Annotated in this window: 20 protein-coding genes; 9 read left to right on the top strand and 11 right to left on the bottom strand. The window is 32.0% G+C overall.

What is annotated here, in order from left to right; genetic code table 11:
- The 9 genes from pgsA to C7381_RS05795 all read left to right on the top strand — a co-directional run bounded on the left by pgsA (nt 1) and on the right by C7381_RS05795 (nt 8894).
- A complete protein-coding gene (gene pgsA / locus C7381_RS05755; RefSeq protein ID WP_116480244.1) occupies nt 1-558 on the top strand; it encodes a CDP-diacylglycerol--glycerol-3-phosphate 3-phosphatidyltransferase in 558 nt (185 codons plus the stop codon).
- Entirely contained in the window at nt 539-1036 is a 498-nt protein-coding gene (locus C7381_RS05760; protein ID WP_165803611.1) for a CinA family protein, read from the top strand. The genes pgsA and C7381_RS05760 overlap by 20 nt, the downstream gene beginning before the upstream one ends.
- Complete coding sequence (recA, locus tag C7381_RS05765) at nt 1036-2115, top strand: recombinase RecA (protein ID WP_116480246.1); 1080 nt, start codon at nt 1036-1038, stop codon at nt 2113-2115. The genes C7381_RS05760 and recA overlap by 1 nt, the downstream gene beginning before the upstream one ends.
- A gap of 12 nt (nt 2116-2127) precedes the next feature.
- The gene (locus C7381_RS05770) at nt 2128-3102 is read left to right on the top strand and encodes a metallophosphoesterase family protein (RefSeq protein ID WP_034547002.1); all 975 of its coding nucleotides are present in this window, start codon (nt 2128-2130) and stop codon (nt 3100-3102) included.
- Nucleotides 3086-4555, top strand: coding sequence for an AAA family ATPase (locus tag C7381_RS05775; RefSeq protein WP_116480247.1), 1470 nt, complete (start codon nt 3086-3088; stop codon nt 4553-4555). The genes C7381_RS05770 and C7381_RS05775 overlap by 17 nt, the downstream gene beginning before the upstream one ends.
- Nucleotides 4545-4787, top strand: a complete 243-nt coding sequence (locus C7381_RS05780) for an ATP synthase subunit B family protein (protein WP_034546998.1) — start codon at nt 4545-4547, stop codon at nt 4785-4787. The genes C7381_RS05775 and C7381_RS05780 overlap by 11 nt, the downstream gene beginning before the upstream one ends.
- Nucleotides 4777-5502, top strand: a complete 726-nt coding sequence (locus C7381_RS05785; protein ID WP_116480248.1) for an ATPase — start codon at nt 4777-4779, stop codon at nt 5500-5502. The genes C7381_RS05780 and C7381_RS05785 overlap by 11 nt, the downstream gene beginning before the upstream one ends.
- 119 nt (nt 5503-5621) lie before the next feature.
- On the top strand, nt 5622-7163 hold the full coding sequence (gene rny, locus C7381_RS05790; protein WP_034546996.1) for a ribonuclease Y: 1542 nt from the start codon (nt 5622-5624) through the stop codon (nt 7161-7163).
- Nucleotides 7164-7904: 741 nt separating this feature from the next.
- The gene (locus tag C7381_RS05795) at nt 7905-8894 is read left to right on the top strand and encodes a tyrosine recombinase XerC (RefSeq protein WP_245893774.1); all 990 of its coding nucleotides are present in this window, start codon (nt 7905-7907) and stop codon (nt 8892-8894) included.
- A gap of 59 nt (nt 8895-8953) precedes the next feature.
- Here the strand turns inward: C7381_RS05795 and C7381_RS05800 are convergent, their stop codons facing one another.
- The 11 genes from C7381_RS05800 to C7381_RS05850 form a co-directional block, all read right to left on the bottom strand.
- On the bottom strand, nt 8954-10216 hold the full coding sequence (locus C7381_RS05800) for a methionine gamma-lyase family protein (RefSeq protein ID WP_116480250.1): 1263 nt from the start codon (nt 10214-10216) through the stop codon (nt 8954-8956).
- Nucleotides 10200-11144: a tRNA (adenosine(37)-N6)-dimethylallyltransferase MiaA gene (gene miaA / locus C7381_RS05805; RefSeq protein WP_116480251.1), complete on the bottom strand. Its 945-nt coding sequence runs from the start codon at nt 11142-11144 to the stop codon at nt 10200-10202. Before miaA ends, C7381_RS05800 begins: the two co-directional genes overlap by 17 nt.
- Complete coding sequence (mutL, locus tag C7381_RS05810) at nt 11137-13044, bottom strand: DNA mismatch repair endonuclease MutL (protein ID WP_116480252.1); 1908 nt, start codon at nt 13042-13044, stop codon at nt 11137-11139. The genes miaA and mutL overlap by 8 nt, the downstream gene beginning before the upstream one ends.
- 1 nt (nt 13045) lies before the next feature.
- A complete protein-coding gene (gene mutS / locus C7381_RS05815) occupies nt 13046-15622 on the bottom strand; it encodes a DNA mismatch repair protein MutS (RefSeq protein ID WP_116480253.1) in 2577 nt (858 codons plus the stop codon).
- Nucleotides 15622-16932: a tRNA (N6-isopentenyl adenosine(37)-C2)-methylthiotransferase MiaB gene (miaB, locus tag C7381_RS05820; protein WP_245893776.1), complete on the bottom strand. Its 1311-nt coding sequence runs from the start codon at nt 16930-16932 to the stop codon at nt 15622-15624. Before miaB ends, mutS begins: the two co-directional genes overlap by 1 nt.
- 72 nt (nt 16933-17004) lie before the next feature.
- A complete protein-coding gene (gene rpsA / locus C7381_RS05825; RefSeq protein WP_116480254.1) occupies nt 17005-19311 on the bottom strand; it encodes a 30S ribosomal protein S1 in 2307 nt (768 codons plus the stop codon).
- Nucleotides 19311-19877 (bottom strand): lysophospholipid acyltransferase family protein, encoded by a 567-nt coding sequence (locus C7381_RS05830; protein ID WP_116480255.1) that lies wholly within the window; start codon nt 19875-19877, stop codon nt 19311-19313. The genes rpsA and C7381_RS05830 overlap by 1 nt, the downstream gene beginning before the upstream one ends.
- Entirely contained in the window at nt 19878-20522 is a 645-nt protein-coding gene (gene cmk, locus C7381_RS05835; RefSeq protein ID WP_116480256.1) for a (d)CMP kinase, read from the bottom strand.
- A gap of 1 nt (nt 20523) precedes the next feature.
- The gene (aroH, locus tag C7381_RS05840) at nt 20524-20874 is read right to left on the bottom strand and encodes a chorismate mutase (protein WP_116480257.1); all 351 of its coding nucleotides are present in this window, start codon (nt 20872-20874) and stop codon (nt 20524-20526) included.
- 1 nt (nt 20875) lies between these two features.
- Nucleotides 20876-22078, bottom strand: coding sequence for a BaiN/RdsA family NAD(P)/FAD-dependent oxidoreductase (locus C7381_RS05845; RefSeq protein WP_116480295.1), 1203 nt, complete (start codon nt 22076-22078; stop codon nt 20876-20878).
- Nucleotides 22071-22937 carry a MurR/RpiR family transcriptional regulator gene (locus tag C7381_RS05850; RefSeq protein ID WP_034546979.1) on the bottom strand — a complete coding sequence of 289 codons (867 nt, stop codon included), beginning with the start codon at nt 22935-22937 and terminating at the stop codon, nt 22071-22073. Before C7381_RS05850 ends, C7381_RS05845 begins: the two co-directional genes overlap by 8 nt.
- Nucleotides 22938-22943 lie beyond the last annotated feature (6 nt).

Raw genomic sequence — 22943 nt, forward strand, 5'->3', positions numbered from 1 at the left:
ATGAATACGCCTAATAAATTAACAGTTTTAAGAATTTTTTTAGTTCCTGTATTTATTGCACTATTTTATATTTATAGAGAAACATATATTTCAGGTATAGTTTTTGCTATAGCTGCTCTAACAGATACACTCGATGGTTACTTAGCAAGAAAATATAATGAAATAACAGTTTTTGGAAAATTTATGGACCCACTTGCCGATAAAATTTTAGTTTTGAGTGCACTTACAATATTTGTTGAACAATCAATCATATCTGCTGTATCGGTAATTATTATTATTTTTAGAGAATTTATTATAAGTGGATTTAGGTTATTAGCAGCACAAAAAGGCGTTACAATTGCCGCAAACTTCTGGGGAAAGTTAAAAACTGTTGTTCAATTGATTGGAGTTTTAATAGTTTTATTTTCTAACAATATTCCTTATTTAAACCATTTCCTAAATATCGGTATATATACTATTTATGCAAGTGTTGTTTTGGCGGTAATATCATTATGTGTTTATGTTTATGATAATATTGCAGTAGTTTTTGGAGGAAATAGTGAAGAAAAACTTATATAATCTTTCAAAACGCGTTGTAGACTTAGCAAAAAGAAAAAATTTAACGATTTCAACTGCAGAAAGCTTCACAGGCGGGTATATAGCAAAGTCTCTTACAGATATTCCCGGTTGTTCAAACGTTCTTGTTGCAGGGCTTGTTACTTATATGATAAAAGCAAAAGAAAAATTTTTGGGAGTTAAGGATGAAACCATAAACACGTACACTGTCGTTTCAAAAGAAGTTGTATGTGAGATGGCGCTTGGCGCCCTAAATACTACAGGCTCAGACATCGCAATCGCAACTACAGGATATGCGGGACCGGGTGACGACCCCGAAACAGGAAAATTTTTTATTGGAATCGCATTCAGAGAAGGCGGAGCTATTAGAACTATTTATAAAGAGTTTTATATTGACAACACAAGGGAATTTATTCGAGAAACCGCCACAAAAATAGCATTAGAAAAAGTATATAAAATAATAAATGGAGGATTAAAATAATGAGTGAAAAAGAAAAAGCTTTAGAAAAAGTAATGGAGCAAATAACTAAACAATTCGGTAAAGGTTCAATTATGAAGCTTGGCGACAAGACTTCAATGCAAGTTGCTTCTATTCCTACAGGAAGTATTGATCTTGACATAGCTCTTGGAATTGGTGGAATTCCAAAGGGGAGAATTATTGAAGTATACGGTCCTGAAAGCAGCGGTAAAACAACTGTAAGTTTACACATGATTGCAGAAGTTCAAAAGCTTGGCGGAACTGCCGCATTTATCGACGCTGAACACGCTTTGGATCCCGCTTATGCTAAGAATTTAGGAGTTAATGTAGACGAACTAATTATTTCTCAACCGGACTATGGTGAACAAGCTCTTGAAATTACAGAATCATTGGTAAGAAGTGGTGCTGTTGATATTATTGTAATAGACTCTGTTGCAGCTCTTGTGCCTAAAGTTGAAATAGATGGAGAAATGAGCGACCTTCAAGTTGGAGCACACGCAAGACTTATGAGTAAAGCTATGAGAAAATTGACAGGTGCAATTAATATTTCAAAAAGTACCTGTGTGTTTATTAACCAAGTCAGAGAAAAAGTTGGTGGCTATGGAAATCCTGAAGTAACAACAGGCGGTAGAGCACTTAAATTCTATTCAACTGTAAGACTTGAAATCAGAAGAAAAGAAATTATAAAACAAGGCGATGAAATGATCGGCTCAAAAACGGTTGCAAAGGTTGTAAAAAATAAAGTTGCTCCACCTTTTAAAACTGCTGAGTTTGATATTATGTACGGGACAGGTATTTCAAAAGAAGGGGATATTCTTAATGTTGCCGTTAAAAACGATATCATTAAGAAAGCCGGAAGCTGGTTCTCATATAATGGTGAAAACATTGGACAAGGAGCCGAAAATTCGAAGGCATGGCTCAGAGATAACCCTGAAAGTATGTATGAGATAGACTCAAAAATAAGAGAAATGTATAACTTAAGACCTATTCCAAAGGAAAACTATATGAGTCATCTTAACAGAGAAGACGAGGTTATAGAACAACCAGATGATGTTGAAGTAACAGAAAGTGAAGATAAATAGGTCTAATTAAATATGAAATTTTTGTACTTTACAGATACTCATATCAGAGCTAACTCTCCGAGTAAACGAAAAGATAATTATGTAGAGTCTTTATTAGAAAAATTTCAAGAAATTAAAAATATAGGTTCTGATAATGATGTTGATTTTTACGTTCATGGAGGGGATCTCCTTGACAGGCCTGACGTTCCGATTCAAACTATAAGACGGTTTGTAAGAGTAATGCAATCATTTAAAAGACCTATATTTTTTGTACCCGGTAATCACGACATATATGCTTACAATGTTGAAAGCTTAAATAGAACCGCTTTGCCACTTCTTGATGACTTTGGACTTCTATCTATTATGAGCGACACGTCTCCTGTATTATTCACTATAGACGATGTTTCAGTTGCTCTGCATTCCGCATCTTACAACGGAGATTTAGACACGGATATTGGAAGAGAAAAATATATAGTTAAGGAAAAGCTTGCCGATTTTGATATTCTTTTTGCACATGGCATGCTTCTCACTAAACCATTTAAAAATATTTCTTACACATTAATCGACGATATAAAACACACAAAAGCTGATCTAACTATTTGCGGACATTATCATACCGGATTTTCAATACAAAAAGTCGATGATAAATATTTTTATAATCCCGGCTCTGTGGCAAGGGTTTCAGCTACTGAAATTGAACTTAAAAGAAAGCCGAAAGTATCAATTATAACGCTCGAAAAAAATAAAGATATTGCGATTGAAGATTTTTATTTAAAATCAGCTAAGCCTGGGGAAGAAGTGCTCGATAGGGAAGCGATTTTAAGAGATAAGGAAGAAAATCAAAGACTTGAACTCCAAAAGTATGAGATTGAAAAGATTGATTTTGATAGAATTATGGATATAAGGGAACTTTTAAATAAAATTGATATAACAGAAAGCCTGAATGAAGAAGTAAGAAACAAGGCAATCGAACTCGTCACGGAGGCACAAAATGAACAAATCGACTGATAATAGAAAAATATCCACAATTATCATTAAAAACTTCCAATCACACAGACATACTGTTTTAAATTTAGATGAGCACGTTAATGTGATTCTGGGCTCTTCAGACGTTGGTAAAACTGCAATTTTGCGTGCACTTGGATGGGTGTTTTTTAATGAACCACAAGGGACAGCGTTTATAAGAGCAGGTGAAACCTCCACTTCAGTTGAACTGATATATAGTGACGGCTATAGTGTTAAGAGAATCCGAAATAAAAAGTTCAACGGCTATCATATAAATCATCCCGATTTTGATGAGCCGAAAAAACTATCCGGTTTCGGAAGCTCCGTTCCTGAAGAAATTCAAGAGATTACGGGAGTTAGAAAGTTTGAAATCGCAGATAAAATTGAATCACCTATAACATATCAAACACAGCTCGAAGGTGCGTTTCTTCTTTCTGAATCGAGCATTAAAAAAGCCAAGGCAATCGGTGCAATTTCAAATGTAAATATTATAGACAGAGCAATTCAGATTGCAAATTCCAATATTAAAGACTTTAGAAAAAATATAAATACTTCCGAAGAAGCCTTGAAAAATTCTGAAGAGCAAATAAAAGAGTATGATAATCTTGACGAAAGAAAACAAAATCTTGAAAAAGTTAAAGATTTGTATTCTGAACTTATTCAAAAAAATAAAATGAATGAAAATCTTTCAGTTTTAAATCAGAGGTTGGATAATAATATAGAACGAATTAAAACTGAAGAAAATACAATTAAAAGCTTGAGTTTTGTTGACGAAACATATAAAACATACTATAAATTAAACTCTCTTTTAATTAAAGGGGCAGACTACTATAACAAGTTTATGAATCTAAGAAATAACGAAGCATTATATGAAACAAATATGAAAATTATTAATAATACGAACTTCTTAGAAGATGCAAATCCGAAGTTCGAAAATGTTGTTTCTTTGATTAGAAGATTTAATACGCTTACAAATATTAATAAGGATCTTGAAAGGGTAGAAGAGTCGCAAAAGAGAAATGAAGAAATTATATCCGGATCTAAGAATTTAGACAAAATATATGATACTGTAAAATATACACAAAATATTTTAAATAAATTTCAATTGTTACAAAACCTTCATAATAGACTAGTTACTATAGAAAGAACTATAGCTGAAGTAGAAAAGGATATAGAACCTCTATTTATTGAAAACTTGTCAAAATATTTAAATTACGTAATAAATCTCGACGAAAAGTTTAATGACTACAATACTCTATATAACTCACTTTTTTCAAAAAATTCAGATATTGAATATTCACAAAATATTATAAATAATTTAGATAATGAAATAAATGAAAAGCTTAATTCTTATCTAGAAGTGTTACAAAAAAGCAATATTTGTCCAATGTGCGGTTCAAAGATAACCGAAGAACATATAGAAAAAATTAGAAAGGAATACACAAATGAACTATGAAGAACGAGCAAATCAAATAAAAAAAGAGCTTGATCAGGCGTCTCAAAAAAGAGATAGGGCACAGGGAACTCTTGACAGTTTAAAAGCTCAAAAAGAAGAAATCATTAAAGAGATTATAAATGCAGGCTCAACTCCTGAAACAATAAAAGCTGACCTCGATAATATTGCAAAAGAAATCGAAGAAAAGCTTCAAATCTGTGAAAAACTTATAGAAGAAAACAATGCAAATTAATGAAATTAAAGAATTCATAGATGATACAAATAAGAAGATTATAAGCGATGAAGTAAAAAAGGAGATGCTTGAGAAAAAGATTGACGAACTTAAAAATACAATCTCAGATGCGAACAACTCGATTGAACTCTATACACAAACAATTCTTCTTTTGAATCATGCAATTCAATATGCGAGACAGCAATCTAAGAATATAATAGAAAATATAGTCACTCTTTGTCTAAGATATGTTTTTAAAACAAATATACGTTTTATTATTAAAGATGAGATGTCTCAGAAATCAACCGGTATGGAATTCTATGTAACAGATGAAAATGGAAATATTGACAATCTTACAAAGCCTGAAGACTCAAGAGGTGGGGGAATTGTTGACGTTGTTAGTCTTGGGCTACGTCTGTCAATTTCTGAAATTCTTACACGAAATGGTATCCTAGGACCAATTATTCTCGATGAGCCTGCAAAATATGTTTCTAAAGAATATATACCTAATGTAGGTCTATATCTTAAAGGTTTTTCAGATGAATACGACAGACAGATTATTATGGTTACTCACGATGACTATCTGTCTGCAATAGGAGACAGCTGTTTTGAACTTGAGCAAACTGACGGCGTTACAAAGATTGTAAAAACCAAAAATGGAGTAATTGAAGAATCTTCAATAGAAGAATTAGTTGATTTGGATGAAGATGAAAATATTGAATTTGAAATCCAATAATAGTTATAAAAATTTTGTATAAAATTTATTTAAAAAGCCCATTTTTAAATTGACTTTTAATTAAAAAAGCGTTACAATAGATATAGGACCTAAACAACTAAATAGAAAGGAGAAAATAAATGCCAATTGTTTATTATTTTCTGATTTTCATATTTTCCTTAGGTTGCGGTATTTTTGTAGGTTATTTATTGCGAAAAAAAGTTTCCGAAAAAGCCATCGGTTCTGCTGAAGAAGAAGCACGTAGAATTCTTGAAGATGCAAGAAAAGATGGAGAAGCGGAAAAGAAAGAATTAATCTTAAATGCTAAAGAAGAAATTCAAAAATCTAAAGATGAACTTGAACTAGAATCTAAAGATAGACGAAGAGAATTCCAAAGTACAGAGAAAAGACTTATAAGTCGCGAAGAAACCCTGGACAGAAAAATTGACAATTTACAAAAAAAGGAAGATAAGCTAAATCAAAAGATTAAAGATATCGAAGATAAAAATTTGCGTGCAGACGAATTGGTTAAATCACAAGAACAAAAACTTGAAGAAATCTCAGGTCTTACTCGTGAGGAAGCAAAGAATATTCTTATCGCCGATCTTGATCATGAAATGACACAAGAAACGGCTATTCGTATAAGACAAATGGAAGACAAAATCAAGGATTCCAGTGATGAAACAGCAAGAGAAATTATATCTTCTGTCATTCAAAGAGTCGCATCTGACTATGTTAATGAAACAACAGTCACAGTTGTCGATTTGCCGAATGATGATATGAAAGGTAGAATTATAGGTAGGGAAGGAAGAAATATAAAAGTTCTAGAAAGCCTTACAGGTGTTGATTTAATTATTGATGATACACCGGAAGCTGTTGTACTTTCAAGTTTTGACCCAATAAGGAGAGAAGTTGCAAGACTTTCTCTAACCAGACTTATTCAAGATGGAAGGATTCAACCTGCACGAATTGAAGAAACTGTTGAAAAGGCAAAAGAAGATGTTAACAAGATTATTACTGAAGCCGGTAATAATGCTGTTATTGAAACTGGATTACATGGTATTAATCCGGAACTTCAAAAGTATTTGGGACGACTCAAATATAGAACAAGTTATGGCCAAAATGTACTCGACCACTCAATAGAGGTTTCACACCTTGCCGGTATGATGGCAGAAGAAATTGGAGCCAATGTAAGAGTTGCAAAAATGGGCGGGTTGCTTCATGATATCGGAAAGGGTATCGATAGAGAATTCGAAGGAACTCACGTAGAACTTGGAGTTAATCTTGCTAAACGTTACAAGATAAGTAAAGAGGTTATACACTGTATAGAGGCTCACCACAATGATGTTGAACCTCAATCAGTTGAAGCATTCCTTGTGCAAGCTGCTGACGCTATAAGTGCGGCAAGACCTGGTGCAAGACGCGAAACTCTAGAAAGTTATATCAAACGTCTAGAAAAACTTGAAGAGATTGCAAACTCATTTGACGGTATCGAAAAAACTTATGCAGTTCAAGCAGGACGTGAAGTAAGAATTTTGGTTAAACCTGATAAAGTTTCTGATGATGAAATGACAGTTATGGCACACGATATTGCTAAGAGAATTGAAGAAGAAATGCAATATCCTGGTCAAATAAAAGTAAATGTAATTAAAGAGGTTAGAAAATCTCATTTAGCAAAATAGTGCCCATTATAGGCACTATTTTTATACATAAAATTAAATTAAGATAGATTAAAAGTAATATTAATTTGAGTTTAATATTTATTATATGAATATAATTTTAAAATTATAGGAATTTATCATAAAATCATTTATAATTAATCATAATTCTTATAATATTAAATAGAAGCATTAAATACTTACATATATAATATTTGATATATGTATAATAAGAAATTTTTTCTCAAAATCTTTAAATTTATAATTTCAACAATAAATAAAAATTCAAGATTATTTATTTTATATGAAGTGTTATATTTATTATCTAAACTATATATATCTATATTGTTTTCATGCATATGTTATAAAAACAAACTAGCTTTGTAATGATAATTTTTAATAGGGTAGGTCCTATTTAATGATTTTATATATAACTATTAATATCTTAGTGTAAATACATACAAAATTTATAAATGAAATCGGTATCAAAATTGTTATATAAATATAATGATCAAAAAATATGTATATTAAAATTTTGTTTATGAATAGTATGCGATAAAATTTAATTATAATAGAATTTATTTTGGCTTTGATTATAATTTTAGATTAACGTTTTAGATATTTTGTCTAAACGCTAAAAATTTTAATTATATTTTATAGTAACTATTTTAAATTTATGCTTGACATTTATTTGGAGTAGGGGTATAATAGAAATATAAAATATGTCACAAAATAGTTATTTTGCGACAAAGAGGGGGAGTTATTGTGGAAACAGGTCTACCACTTGTTTTATCGGACTTTTTAGACTATTTATCCAGTGTAAAAAGCCATAGCAAAAATACCGTTAAAGAATATTCTTATGACTTAGTAAGCTTTTTAAAATTCATTAGACTTAGAAAAGAAAATTTAAAAGACATCTCTTTTCATGATATAAATATCGAATCAATAGATGCCAAATATCTCGACAGCATTACACTTCAGGATATGTATGCCTATATCGCTTTTAAAGACAGAGTCGATTCAAACGGCTCTGCGGCAAAATTTAGAAAAGTTGCAAGCATTAGAGCTTTCTATAAGTATCTATATGAGAAAATTAAAGTTGTTTCGAATAATCCTTCGTATGAGCTCGAATACCCTAAGCTTGATAAGCGTCTACCTATATATCTTACTCTAAACGATGCTACAAAGCTTTTAGAGACCGTTGAGACGGAAAAAAATGTTTTCCTCAAAAAAAGAGATTTTGCTATCATGATGGTCTTTTTAAACTGTGGGCTTCGTTTGTCGGAGCTTGTTAGCCTTAATGTTGATTCCATTCACGATGACAACAGCGCATCCGTTGTTGGTAAAGGAAATAAAGAGCGTATTATCTTTTTAAATGAAGCCACTATAGACTCTATAAACGATTATCTAACTGTAAGGCCTGCTGAGAGTCTTATTAATGAAAAAGATAAAAAAGCACTTTTTTTAAGTCAACAAAACAATCGAATTTCAAATCGTGCAGTGCAACATATGATTGAAAAACGCGTCAAAGAAGCCGGTTTATCGAGCGATTATACCGTTCATAAACTAAGACATACCGCAGCAACTTTGATGTATAAATATGGCGATGTTGATATTTTAACGTTAAAAGAAGTTTTAGGTCATTCAAATGTCGCAACAACTCAAATCTATACACACCTTGACAATGAAATCATAAAAAAAGCTACTGAAAGCAATCCTCTCAGTAACTTCAATCTAAAAGATGAAGAAAAATAGAAAAGTCATTTTGATTTTTCTTCATCTTTTTTTATTTATAATTGTTAAAATAATTGCAATTATTTTTTATCTAAATTTCTAAGCCCAAACATCAATGCAATCTTTGCATGCTCATATGTTATTCCACCTTGATAATATGCAGCGTATGGCTCTCTCATAGGCGCATCACAACTTATTTCAATGCTTGAGCCTTCGACAAATCCAGGTGCCGCCATAATAACTTGGTCTTCATAGCCCGGCATGTCCCAAGCGGTAGGAATTGCATACGAATCCACAGCTCCGGCTTGTTGAACGCCGATTGTAAATTGTTTAAGTGCTTCTTTATCTTCAAATATAATCGTTTGTACAATGTCGCTCTTTGGAAATGTTTCCTCTGGAATAATTTTATATCCTCTGTCCTTCATTACGTGTGCAATGAGATATGCACCCTTCATTGCTTGTCCGACCACGTGCGGTGCAAGAAAAAGTCCTTGAAGGGTAAATCTAGTTGTGCCGAAAGTAAGACCTACTTCCTTCCCTATTCCCGGTGCTGTCAAATTGTTCGCAGCACACTCGATGAGGTCTTTTTTACCAACCAAATATCCGCCTGAAAAGGCAATTCCTGCCCCCGGATTTTTAATTAAGCTTCCTGCCATTAGATCAGCACCGACGTCTGTAGGCTCATCATATTCGGTAAACTCGCCATAGCAATTGTCCACAAAAATAATAACGTCTTTTTTATAATCCTTAACAAACTTAATAATTTCTCCTATTTCATTAATATTAAAAGCTCTTCTTAGTGAATAACCGGTGGATCTTTGTATGGCAACAACTTTTGTTTTATCGTTTATAGCATCTGAAATCGCTTTTTTATCAAATTGATTATTCTCATCAAGCGGTACATATTTTACACTGATACCTTTTGATTTTAGATTGTTTTTTTCATTTCCTACATATCCTAATGATTTTTGCATTGTATCATACGGAATGCCGGAAATATATAATAGCTCATCTCCCGCATTTAAAACAGAATCAAGTCCAAGATAAATCGCATGTGTCCCTGACGCAATAGACGGTCTTACGAGCGCATCTTCAGTGTTAAATACTTTACTATATATCGATTCGGTTTTATCTCTACCAGGGTCTGCATATCCATAACCTGTAGGCCAAAAAAAGTCTCCAGAACCAAGATTGGCGGCTTGCATTGCCATCAAAACTTTCTTTTGATTGTGAAAAACTATTTTATCAACTTCTGTAAATTGAGTTGTTATTTTAGTCTCCGCAAGCTCAATTTCGTCAACAATATCTTTATTTATATTATAATAATTATAAAAATCCCTCATTTTTCTCCTCGCTTTCAATGAATTTTACTACTTCTGAAACATTGTTAAATTCATTTACATCTATCATTTTTACATTTGAATCGTTTCTAAACCATGTCAGTTGTCTTTTTGCATAGTTTCTTGAAAATTGCTTGAGTTTATCAATTGCAAAATCATAATCCCACTCACCTTCAAGATATTTTATGATTTCTTTATATCCAATCGCCTGCATGGATTGATTTTCTTTTGTAATGCCATTACTCATAAGGTTCTTAACTTCGTCAATCAATCCTTCCTCAAGCATTATATCTACTCTTTTATTTATTCTATCGTATAATAAATCTCTTTGCATTTCAAGGGCGTAATAGCTGAAAGTTATATTATTATTAATTTCTCTTATTGAATTGAAAGTATCTGAAAATTTATTTCCGGTACAAATAAAATACTCAATAGCCCTTATATTTCTTTTAGTATCATTCACGTTTATTCTATCAAAAGATTTTTTATCGATATAAAAAAGTGCATCTCTAATATGATCTATGCCTTTTTCTTCATACATTTCATAAATTTTTTCACGCACAAAATCGTCTTGACTGTTGTCGTCTAGATTCATATCATAAATCAATGAGTTTATATAAAAACCGGTTCCGCCACAGACAATCGGAATTTTATTTTTCGCATGTAATTCATTTATTATATTAAATGCATCTTCTCTATATTCTTTAACGCTATAATTCTCGTAAGGCTCTTTAATGTCAATCAAATGATGCTTGATTCCTTGCATCTCTTCAGTGGTAACTTTCGCACTTCCAATATCACAACCTCTATAAATTTGAATCGAATCTGCCGAAATAATTTCAGTATTAAGCGCTTTTGCAAGTTCAATAGATGTCTTTGTTTTTCCGACAGCTGTAGGTCCTGCAATAATAATTATATGTGGCTTATTCATGTAATAGCCTCTCAATAAATCTCACTTCATCGACGATTGTGAAAATATTTTTCCCTTGCGGAGATGTTAAAGAGTTCTTCGAATTTAAAACATCATATAAAATCTGTTTGATTTCATTAACATTCGCAAGTCTAGAACTGTTAGATGCAATTTTACTTAGACTAGAAATAAGCGACTTTTCTGTAATATTTTTATGATTATTTCCACCTTCTATCGTGTACACCAAATCATCAAAATTGCTTTTTATAAATTTATCACTTATGAGAGAAGGCACTCCATGCAATACAACTGTATTCTCGCCCATAATTGAAATATCGAAACCCAATTCACTCAAAATCTCAATATTTTCTTCAATTTTTTCCAATGTTCCGCGATCATAGTTATAAACAAATGGCTCTAAAACAGTTTGCGTTCCAACAGATTTATTTGCATAATCAGAATTTATTTTATCATACAAAGATCTCTCAATTGCATTTTTTATATTAACCACAATCATACAGTTTTTAGGTTTATTTTCAATCAAAAAGTAATTATTAAAAACTATTCCAAGTGGAATATTAAAATTCCACATTCCATCAATTGGAAGCAAAGTTTCAATACTCGTCTCTGTATTTTTGATAACTTCTTCTTTTTTAACAACCATATTAGGGATTTCAAACTGAAAATCAGAATCTATAATTTCATCCGAATCATTATCTGTTTCAAATTTATAATCATTTCCATCATCAGCAGCAGTCTCAATATTATAATAATCCATATTTAAGCTGCTCTTTATATTTTGAGGCGAATTTTTAACTGAATCTTCAGCATCATCCATTTGCTGATTCTCCAAAGATATTTCTTCATCATTAACTTCTTCGTCTTCCACAGTAAAAGAAATGCTTTCTTCACTTGAAGCACTCACAACGTCTTTATTTGATTTTAAAACTTCATAAATTGAACTTTCAACTAAATATTTAACCTTGTCAAAATCATTAAACTTAACAAATTTTTTCGAAGGATGAATATTGACATCAACTGAATTTTTTGGCACTGTTAGAAAAATAAAATAAACCGGTCTTCTGTTTTTGGGAATTATTCCATAATAAATACCGTCTATTAATTTCTCGAGCTCTTTATTCTCTGTAATTCTGCCATTTACAAACAAAAGAGACTTGTTTTGTCCTACAGTTGAATTGTCACTGTTTCCAATTAGACCATAGACTTTATAATCGTCAAATGTTTTATCGATCTCAATTGTCTTTGTAGCAGTGTTTAAATCATAAACTTCCAAAATCGTCGTTTTAAGATTACCTGAACCACTTGTATTAATCACCGTTCTACCATTTGATATAAGTCTGAAGGATGTGCTGTAATAAGCGACTGCCATGGTTTCAATAAGAGATATTATTTGATTTTCTTCAGTTCTGTCCGACGCAAGAAAGTCGCGTCTCACTGGCATATTTTTAAAAAGATTCGAAGACTCAATAGTAGTTCCATAGTTCGTTACAGCCTCCCCTTTTGAAACAAATTCCCCGAAAGAATATTTTATATTAAGACCAACATTTTCTTCATGCGTCTTTGTGGAAAGCGAAACTTCCGAAACATTTTGAATAGAATTTAATGCCTCACCCCTGAATCCTCTTGTATCGAGCGAGAACAAATCTTCGAAGTTTGTAATTTTTGAAGTGAAATGCTTCTTAAAAACATTAGGCAAATCCTCATCAAAAATCCCAGAACCGTTGTCTGTAACTCTGATATAGTCCTTCCCACCTCTTTTTATTTCAACCACAATATCCGTTGCACCGGCGTCAATGGAGTTCTCAACCAATTCTTTAATGATTGAAACAGGTCTGTTTATAATTTCACCCGCCGCAATATTTTCAATTGTCTTATTGTCGAGTTTTATAATTTTTTTCATATTATTCCTTCGCTTTTTTAATAATATTGTTTATTTCCATCATAGCATCAATCGGTGTCATCGAATTTATATCAAGACTCAAAATATAATCCCTCAATTGATTGTCTACTCCAACCGGTTCTTCCTCGTAACTGTTGTTTAAGAAATCAACTTGTCTTCCATTTCTATAATTAATTTCCGCATCTTTCTGGAATTTTCGTGCTTTTGAAATAACTTCATCCGGCAGTCCTGCAAGTTTTGCAACATGGATACCATAACTCTTTGATGTAATGCCCGGTTTAACTTTCCTCAAAAACATTATATCGTTTCCTTCTTCTTTAATTGTAAGAGTAAGATTGAAAATTATGTTTGAAAGCGATTCCAAATTGGACAATTCTTGATAGTGAGTTGAAAACAAAGTAAAAGCTTTAACTCTATCAGTTATATATAAAACAACCGCTTTTGCAATCGCCATTCCGTCAAATGTGCTTGTGCCTCTGCCGACTTCATCTAAAATTATAAGTGAATTTTTTGTGGCATTCTTCAAAATATAGCTTACTTCGCTCATTTCAACCATAAATGTAGACTTTCCGGAATATAGCGAATCACTTGCTCCTATTCTTGTAAATATTTTATCCACAACACTCAAATCGCCTGAATCCGCAGGAATAAACGATCCGATTTGTGCCATTATTTGTATTATGGCAACCATTCTCATATATGTGGACTTACCACTCATGTTAGGACCTGTTATTATCGCAACTCTGTCGAGCGAATTTAAGTTCACGTCGTTTGGTATAAACTCTTCCAACCCATTCATCATTTCTATAACCGGGTGTCTGGCGTTTACAAGCTCTATTCTAGACTCTGTGTTAAACTTCGGTCTGATATACCTATTCTCTCTTGCAACCGTACTAAGAGCAATATAGACGTCAATTTCAGCGAGATCAAATGCAAGCTTCTTTAAAGATGGAATGAACTCCATAAATGAATCCAACATCTCAAAATATATATTTTTTTCTAGTGCAAGTGCAATACTTGAAGAATTTAATACATTGTACTCAATCTCTCTAAGCTTTTTCGTCTTATATCTTTCTGCATTCTTTAAAGTTTGAGTTCTTTCAAACTCATCAGAAACCTTGTCCGCTTGTCCCTTTGAGACCTCAATATAATAGCCGGCAAGTTTATTGTATTTAATCCTTAAAGTTTTTATATCCGTCTTTGCTCTTAGCTCATTTTCATAATTAATAAGTTTATCGGTAATTTCGGTCTTGTCGTCTCTTATTTCGTCGAGCTCACTGTTGTATCCGTGTCTAATAACATAACCGTCATTTATTGACATCGACGGTTCATCAGCTATTGCATCTTGAAGTTTCTTATAAATCTCTTTGTGCTCATCCAGGTCTGAAAGTCTTTTCATGGCATCTGAACCAAGTGCAGAGATTTCATCTTTAATGAGCGGAATGATTCGAAGTGTTTCTTTTAGATTCAATAAATCCTGCGGAGAAGCGGATTTTTCAGAAATCTTTGACGCAATTCTTTCTATGTCAAAAGTCTTAGATAATAAATTTTTAATAGTTTCCGCTTCAATAGGATTGTTGTAAAAAACTTCCACAACATTTTGTCTATAAGATATCTCGCGAATATCTTTTAACGGTCTTTCGATAATAGCCTTGAGTCTTCTTGCACCTTTCGATGTTATAGTCTTGTCCAAAATCGAAAGTAGACTTCCCTTCTTAGTGTTATCGGTAATGTTTTTTGAAAGCTCAAGATTTCTTATAGCACTCTCGTCGAGCTCAAGATATTTTGAAATATCATATGAAATAATACTATCTATATGTTTTAAATTTATATTTTTATTTTCAAATAAATATTTAAACAAATTTAAAATAGAAAATCTTAAATTTACAATATTTTTTTGTGCATTAATATCTATTCCAGTAAATTCTGAAATCTTTTCTTTTATTTCTTCAAAATTCGGCACTTCATTTTTAAGAACTGTATAATAACCGAGCTCTTTAAATTTGGAATATAGTTTAACGTCATTTACAATTATTTCTTTCGGATGTATCCTCATAACCTCATCATAAATGCTCTTAAAAGAATCAAACACAAAATCATTTGAAACATAAAGTTCCCCTGTCGAAATATCAGCATATGCAATTGAAATATTTTCGTCTACATAAATTGACGCCAAAAAATTGTTGTCATCATCAGATAAATACTCCGTATCTATTATGGTGCCAGGAGTATAAATTTTTATTATTCCTCTTTCGACAAGTGCCTTCCCTTGCCCCGGCTCTTCCAATTGCTCGCAAATTGCGACCTTGTAATTATTTTCTATTAATTTTTTTACATAAGTAAGCGATGCGTGATGCGGCACTCCACACATCGGTGCTCTCTCCTCAAGACCGCAGTCCCTTCCGGTGAGAGCAAGCCCCAAAACTCTCGAGGCTTCTATTGCATCGTCAAAAAACATCTCATAAAAATCACCGATTCTATACATCAAAATAGAATCCAATGCCTGATCTTTTATGGATGCGTATTGCCTCATCATTGGCGTTAACTTTTCTTTGTCTATGCTTTCAAATAAACTCATTAAACCATCCGTCCAAAACTTGTAAAAGTATTAATCTTCTCTATTTCAACCTCAACAATTTTTCCGATATCTTCCCTATCTCCTTCAAAAACGACAAGACGTCCATAAGGATTTCTTCCCTCGAGTGTGTGCTCAGTTTCATTATATGATTCAACCAAAACCTCATATCGATTTCCAATTGTACCTTCGTGATTTTCCAGCTGAATGCTATTCATTAAATCGGTCAATCGATTGAATCTATCTTTCAGAATACTATCATCTATTTCTTTAAGCTTCGCCGCTGGTGTATTTGGTCTTGGGCTGAAAATAAATGTAAATGCACTGTCATACCTAACTTTTTTGACGATATCCAAAGTCTTTTCGAAATCTTCTTCCGTCTCTGTCGGGTATCCGACAATAATATCTGTTGAAAGCGAAATGTCTGGTCGAATCTGTTTTACCTTGTCGACAATATACATATACTTTTCAATATCATAATGCCTGTTCATATCCTTTAAAACCTTATCCGAGCCTGATTGAATCGGAAGATGAAGCTGAGGCATGAGCTTGTCAAGTTTTCCATAAAGCTCCAAAAAATCATCAGTTATATCTCTCGGATGCGGAGTCATAAACCTTATTCTCTTTAAATCTCTAATCTTATTAAGTTCGACAAGAAGCTCGGCAAAACTTCTTCTGGGCGTCAAAGTCTTACCAAAAGAATTTACATTTTGCCCAAGAAGCATTATTTCCTTAACTCCGTCTTGAACCAAAAACTTGACCTCATCAACTATATCTTCTACAGTCCTAGAAGTCTCTCTTCCTCTTGTATAAGGCACGATGCAATATGTGCAGAAATTATTGCATCCATAAGTAATATTTACAAATGACTTGTATTTAAAAGGCCTTATTGCATCAAAAGTTTTATCTGTATATTCATTTTTTTCAAGAACTTCGACAATTCGTTCTCCGGTTGCAAGATGCCTCTCAAGTAAACTTCTAAAATTATCTATATTATTTGTTCCAAATATAATCTTTACGTTTTTAAATTTAGATATAATCTCATTTCTAATTTCTTCAGACTGCATCATACAGCCACAAATGCAAATAATTTTTTCATCATATTTTTCATTGCCTTTGAGCCATCCCAAATTACCATAAACTTTATTTTCTGCATTTTTTCTTATTGCACAAGTATTAAAAATAATAATTTTAGCTTCATCAACTTCTTCAGTAGGCTCATAACCCATTTCTTCCAAATCATATTTTAAAATTTCAGAATCATGTTCATTCATCTGACAGCCGTATGTTTTTATAATATACTTCTCTTTCAATATAATATCACCCTTAAATAATAATAAAGCTGCCAAAAAGGCAGCTATTTATTTTATTAACTTCGTTTAAAATTATTCTTCGCTATTTTGAGCAGCTTCGCCTTCTGATGTATTATCATCTAAATTTAAAGCCATTTTCTTTAATTCTCCAAGAATTTCACTATCAATCAATGGATTGTCGATAGGATTTGAATCAGCTTTTTCTTCTTTTTTGTTTTCATTTGCTGTCTTTCTAGGAGCTCTTTCTCTTCTTGGCTTTCTTTCACGTTTTTCTTCTTCAGGTTCTGTTAAAGCACGAATACTCAATGAAATCTTTTGATTGTCTTTGATATCTGTAATCTTTGCTTCAACTTCTTGACCAATATTTAAAATATCAGAAGGTTTTTCAATATGTTCTCTGCAGATTTGTGAAATGTGAATAAGTCCATCAATTCCTTCACCTAATCTTACGAAAGCACCAAATTCCGGCATAGAAACAACAGTTCCTTTTACAACATCGCCGACTTTGTTATTGTTCTTGAATACTTCCCATGGATCTTCAGTTGTTTGTTTTAGTCCTAAAGAAATACGATTCTTTTCTCTATCAAAGCCTAATACTAAAACTTCAACTTCATCACCAACGCTCAAAACTTCTTTTGGATCTCTTACTCTGTTCCAAGCTAAATCAGTTATGTGAATTAATCCGTCAACTCCTCCAAGGTCTACAAAAGCACCAAAGTTAGTCAAACGCATAACTTTACCTTTTCTAAGTTGTCCTTCTTCTACACCTGACCAAAATTCATCTTGTTCTTTTTGAATTCTAGCTTTTTCTAATTCTCTTCTTGAAACAACACAACGTCTCTTAGATTTATCAAAATCTATAATTTCAACTTTTACAGTCTCACCAACAAGACTTGATAAATCTCTTCTAAATCTATCAAAAGAATGGCTTGCAGGCATAAATGCACGCGCACCCTTATACTCAACGATTAATCCGCCTTTTGTTTGTTCTTTTACAAAAACTTCAATTGGCTCTTTTGCTTCAAACTTTTCCTCTAACTCATTCCAAGCTTGAACATCTTTGATCCTTCTAAGGCTCAATACTACATTGCCTTCTCCATCATCGACCTTAACAATATAAACATCGATTTGGTCTCCAGCCTTGTATTCTGTTCTTGGATCGGTTAGATCTGTTGGTAGTTCATCTCTGTCAATAATTCCGTCAGATCTATAGTTAATATTAACCATAATTTGACTTTCGGTTACGTAAAGTACAGTGCCTTGGACAATTTGTCCTCTTTTGATACGTGTGAATGTATCATCAATCTTTGCCATCATTTCGGCATGGTCTTGTTCGTTGACTGCATTGTTAGACGCATTTTCTGTTGTTTCGGTTGAAACTTTTTCGTTTTCGTTAATCATAGTTGACTCTCCTTTATCATTGTGGTTAAAAGAATCTGTTACTGTGTCTTTAGATGGAATACTTGCATCTGTTTTATTAGATTCATGATTCTCTATTGGGTCATTGTTTGCAACTATCTTATCCGAAGCTACATTGTTCTCACCGAGATCAATACTATCTTTGTTATTAATGTCGTTTAACACTCTAACAGCCTCCTTAATAATCCAGTCCGGAGTAGATGCTCCAGCTGAGATTCCAATACTATTATACATTGAAATTGAAGATAAATCAAGGGAAAAAACATCATTTGCAAAATAATATGGAAAATTTTTTTCTTTTAATATATTGCATAATTCCTTAGTGTTGTTTGAATTCTTTGAACCAAATATAATAATAGCTTCAACTTCTTTTGTTAGATCTATTAAACTCTTTCTTCGCTTAGAAGATGCACCGCAAATAGAATTAAAAACTTTAACATTGTTGCCGAATTTGTCACAAATAGTCTCAGTTAATAAATCTGCTTTTTGGTAATTAAGAGTTGTTTGCATTGTAACAAAATATAACTTATCCTTTAAATTCTGAATCTCTTCAGGCGAATTTACAACAATACAACTTTTTACTTGAGATTTTGTAGCAATAACTTCAGGATGAAATGGATCACCAAAAATTATATTTGTATATCCTTCATTCTCTTTTTCAATCATTTTATTATAAATATTTAATAAAATCGGGCAAGTTGTATCAATAAGTTCATAACTTTTCGATAATTCTTCTTTTTCTTCTTTAATCGTGCCGTGACTTCTTAAAATGATTTTGTCAAAATTACCTTTAACATCAAACTCTTTTATTCCGTGCTCGTACAGATTGTTTTGTACATCCTGATTATGAACAAGTTGACCTATTATTGCTGTTGTAGAAGATGCATTTGAAATTGCCAAATCGTATGCTCTTTTTACACCAAAACAAAAACCAAGTTCATTAGCTACAACAACTTTCATTAGCCAAGCTCCTTGATCTGTTTTATAATTTCTTTACTCCACAATTCATGGTTTTCTTTTTGAGAAAGATTTTCGTCGACTCGTGGTTCAATTTCGTCACCAAAATAAATATCAACTTTAGAAAATGCTTTATAAGTTGAAACAATTTTAACCGGAATTACATTTGAGTTCGCTTTAAAAGCAATTAGAGCCACCCCACTTTTGACATCGCTTTCCTTCAGCTCGGCAAGCCTTGTTCCTTGTGGGAAAATACCAAGGACTTCATCATTTTCCAAAACTTCTATACATTGTTTTATAGTTTTAATACTTGGCTTTTTTCTATCCACAGGTATTACATCTTGCGAATATAAAATCTTTGCAAGTAATTTGTTTTTAAACAATTCCTTTTTTGCCAAAAAATGTATGTGTCTCGGAAAATTCAAATATAAAAAAACCGAGTCCCAATTTGATTTGTGATTTGGGCAAATTATAACTCTACCATCTGTCGGAATTTTATCAATGTCATGAAGTTTAACTCTAAAAAAAATATTAACAAAAGTTTTAACAAGCCAAACTATTGCTTTCATTTATTCAAGTCCCCTAATAATTCTTGTGATTTTTTGAAGTGATTCTTTCACAGAGTCGTTTGTAGTATCAATTATTATAGCATTTTCAGGAACACATAAAGGGCTATACTCTCTATTCTTATCTCTGTCATCCCTAACTTTTAAATCATCTCTCACTTCTGAGACAGCAATATCAGACTCAGGATTTTTTCTTTTTATTTGAAGAATTCTTCTGGCTGCTCTTTTTTTAATATCTGCCTCAATATAAAATTTATAATCAGCATTTGGTAAAACGCTGCTACCGATATCTCTTCCATCAACAACAACCGATGTCCTTTTTGCAATTTTTTTAATTATTTCATCAACATATTTTCTAATAAAAGGATAAGTTGCGATTTTACTACTGAGCTCAGTAACTTCAATAGTTCTGATTTCGCTTTTTAATCTCTTTCCATTTAGCATAACTCCATTTTTTGCATAACTGATTTTTATATTTTCTAAACTATTTTCATAGTCTTCAGCTGAAATATTACTTGTAAAAAAATAATAAGCTATTGCTCTGTAAATAGAGCCGGAGTCAATATGTGTGAAATTCATAACTTTTGCAAGTCTTTTTGCCAATGTGCTTTTGCCTGAACCGGATGGTCCATCAAGTGTTATAATCATATTAATTATCCTCCTTATAGTCCGGCCTAAGGCCGACTGCTTTTTTTAGGTATACATGTTTAGGAACAATATCTTTATCAACATGCAATATAAATCTTATGCAAAGATTAAGCGCACCCTCTACATCCATTTCCTGCATCGATAAAATCGGAACATCAATGTTTGCATCCCGTATTCCGGGACCAGGGTATGCCGATCTTATATCTTTTGTGCATGTAGTTATAATTGAAATAATGTTTTTTTCATCAATTGAATTTCTTTTAACTATCTCTTGGATTAATTCTTTGGATGCTTTAAAAACCTCTTCTTTTGTATCGTTTTCAATCGTTATAGCGCCTCTTATCGCAATCATACTAATCCTCCAAATATAAGTATGCCTTGTATGCTGTGCTAAATGCAATTTGCAAGTTGTAGCCGCCTGTATTTGCAGCAACGTCCAAAACTTCACCAATAACAAATAATCTGTCTACCATTTTTGATTCCATAGTCTTAGGATTTATCTCGGAAACTTTTACACCACCATCAGTTATTATCGCTTCATCAAGTGGTCTTCTTGCAACAACCTTAAAATGCATATTTTTTATAATATTAGAAAGTCTTTGTCTTTCCTCTTTATTTATAATATTTGAATTTTTCTCCATATCTATATCAGAAAGTTCAAGAATAGGAGCAATCATATTAGAAAGTAAAAGATGATTCAAAGAGTTTTTTATCATTTTGTTGCCGGCTTCATCCAAATCTCTTTGAATTCGCATATTTAACTTTTCATCAGTAAGTGCAGGTTTTAAATCAAGACTTAAAATATCCCCTTTTTTAATAAAAGGGCTTAGTCTAAGTATAGTAGGTCCGCTTAAACCATAGTGGGTAAATAAGGCTTCTCCAAATTCGGATTTAATCTCTTTTTTGTTTCGAATTAATTTAAATTCAATATTTTTTAGAGATATCCCCATAAACACTTCTTTATATTTTGAGTCCGTTTCAATTCCGACAAGTGCAGGTCTAGGTTCTATAATTGTGTGACCAAATGATTCTAAAAACTTATATCCATCACCGGTTGAGCCTGTTGTCGGATAGCTTAATCCTCCTGTTGCAACTACGAGATTATTGCAAACATATTTGTTTTCATCTGTTAATATTATAAACTTTTCTTCTGATTTTTCTATATTTTTTACACGTTCATTAAATTTAAAAGTACAAGCATTGTTTTTGTAAAGACAATCTGTAACGTCTCTTGCCCTATCGCTTAAAGGGAAAATTCTGCCTCCCCTTTCAACCTTTGTTTTTAAATTTCTATTATTAAAAAAATCAACGGTTCTGTTATTATCAAAATCATTAATAGCAGAATAAAGAAATTTTTGATTCGTGAAAATTTCTCCGAACAAATCTTCTTTAGAACATGCGTTTGTAATATTGCATCTGCCTTTACCCGTTATATTAAGTTTTTTACCTGGATATTGATTCTTTTCAAGAACAAGAGTGTCCGCATTATTTAATAGTGCAGATAAAAATAGTCCTGCCGCTCCTGCTCCAATTATAATATTTTTATACTCATTCATTTTCTTTACTGCTTTCAAATATATTATAGGTCTTCCATATAAATTCCATATTTGTAAGAGAATTTATAGTCTTTTGTTTATTTTTCAGACTTAAATCAATAATTATTGAATTAATAATAGCCATCGGCACAACAAGCGAGTCCACAAAGAATAAAATATTATTTTGCACTATTAAATTTATATCCGAAAACTTCACCAACGGATTATTCTCGCTATCCGTAAGCAAAATAAGTTTTGCTCCTTTAGAGCTAACAAATTTAAAAATATCATTTAGTGCACGCGTATATCTTGGGAAACTTATTGTAAAAACTATATCATTTTCATTTATATCAACCAATTCTTCGATAATTGTTGTTTCTTTCTCTCCTAAAATATAAACATTGTTTTTTATCAAACTTAAATAAAAATTGAAATAAGAAGCAAGATAATGTGACGTACGACATCCCAATATAAATATCCTATTAGCATTGTTTAGCTCTGTTGATACTCGATTGATTTCTTCATTTGTTACATGCTCCCTAACTTTTCTAAGTGCCGCAATTTCCTCATCAATTGAAATCAAATTCCCATCAAGCTTTCTTTCTTCATTATTTAAAGAAAGCCTTTCGATAGATGTTCTTGTGCTTTTTATATATTCATTTATTAAAAGAACCAATTCAGGATAACCTGTAAGTCCGATAGTTTGAGCAAATCTAACAACTGTGGACTCACTTATATTCAGTGTTTTTGAAAGATGCTTTCCTGTCATATCAAGAGGAATATCTGAAGAATTTAGAAGAAAATCAGCTATTCTTCTTTGCATTCTACTTAATTTCGAATAATGAATATCTATTATTTTTTCTAAATTATTATTTTGCATAAACCA

It is taken from the genome of Ezakiella coagulans, from assembly GCF_003096635.1.
Lineage (GTDB): Bacteria > Bacillota > Clostridia > Tissierellales > Peptoniphilaceae > Ezakiella > Ezakiella coagulans.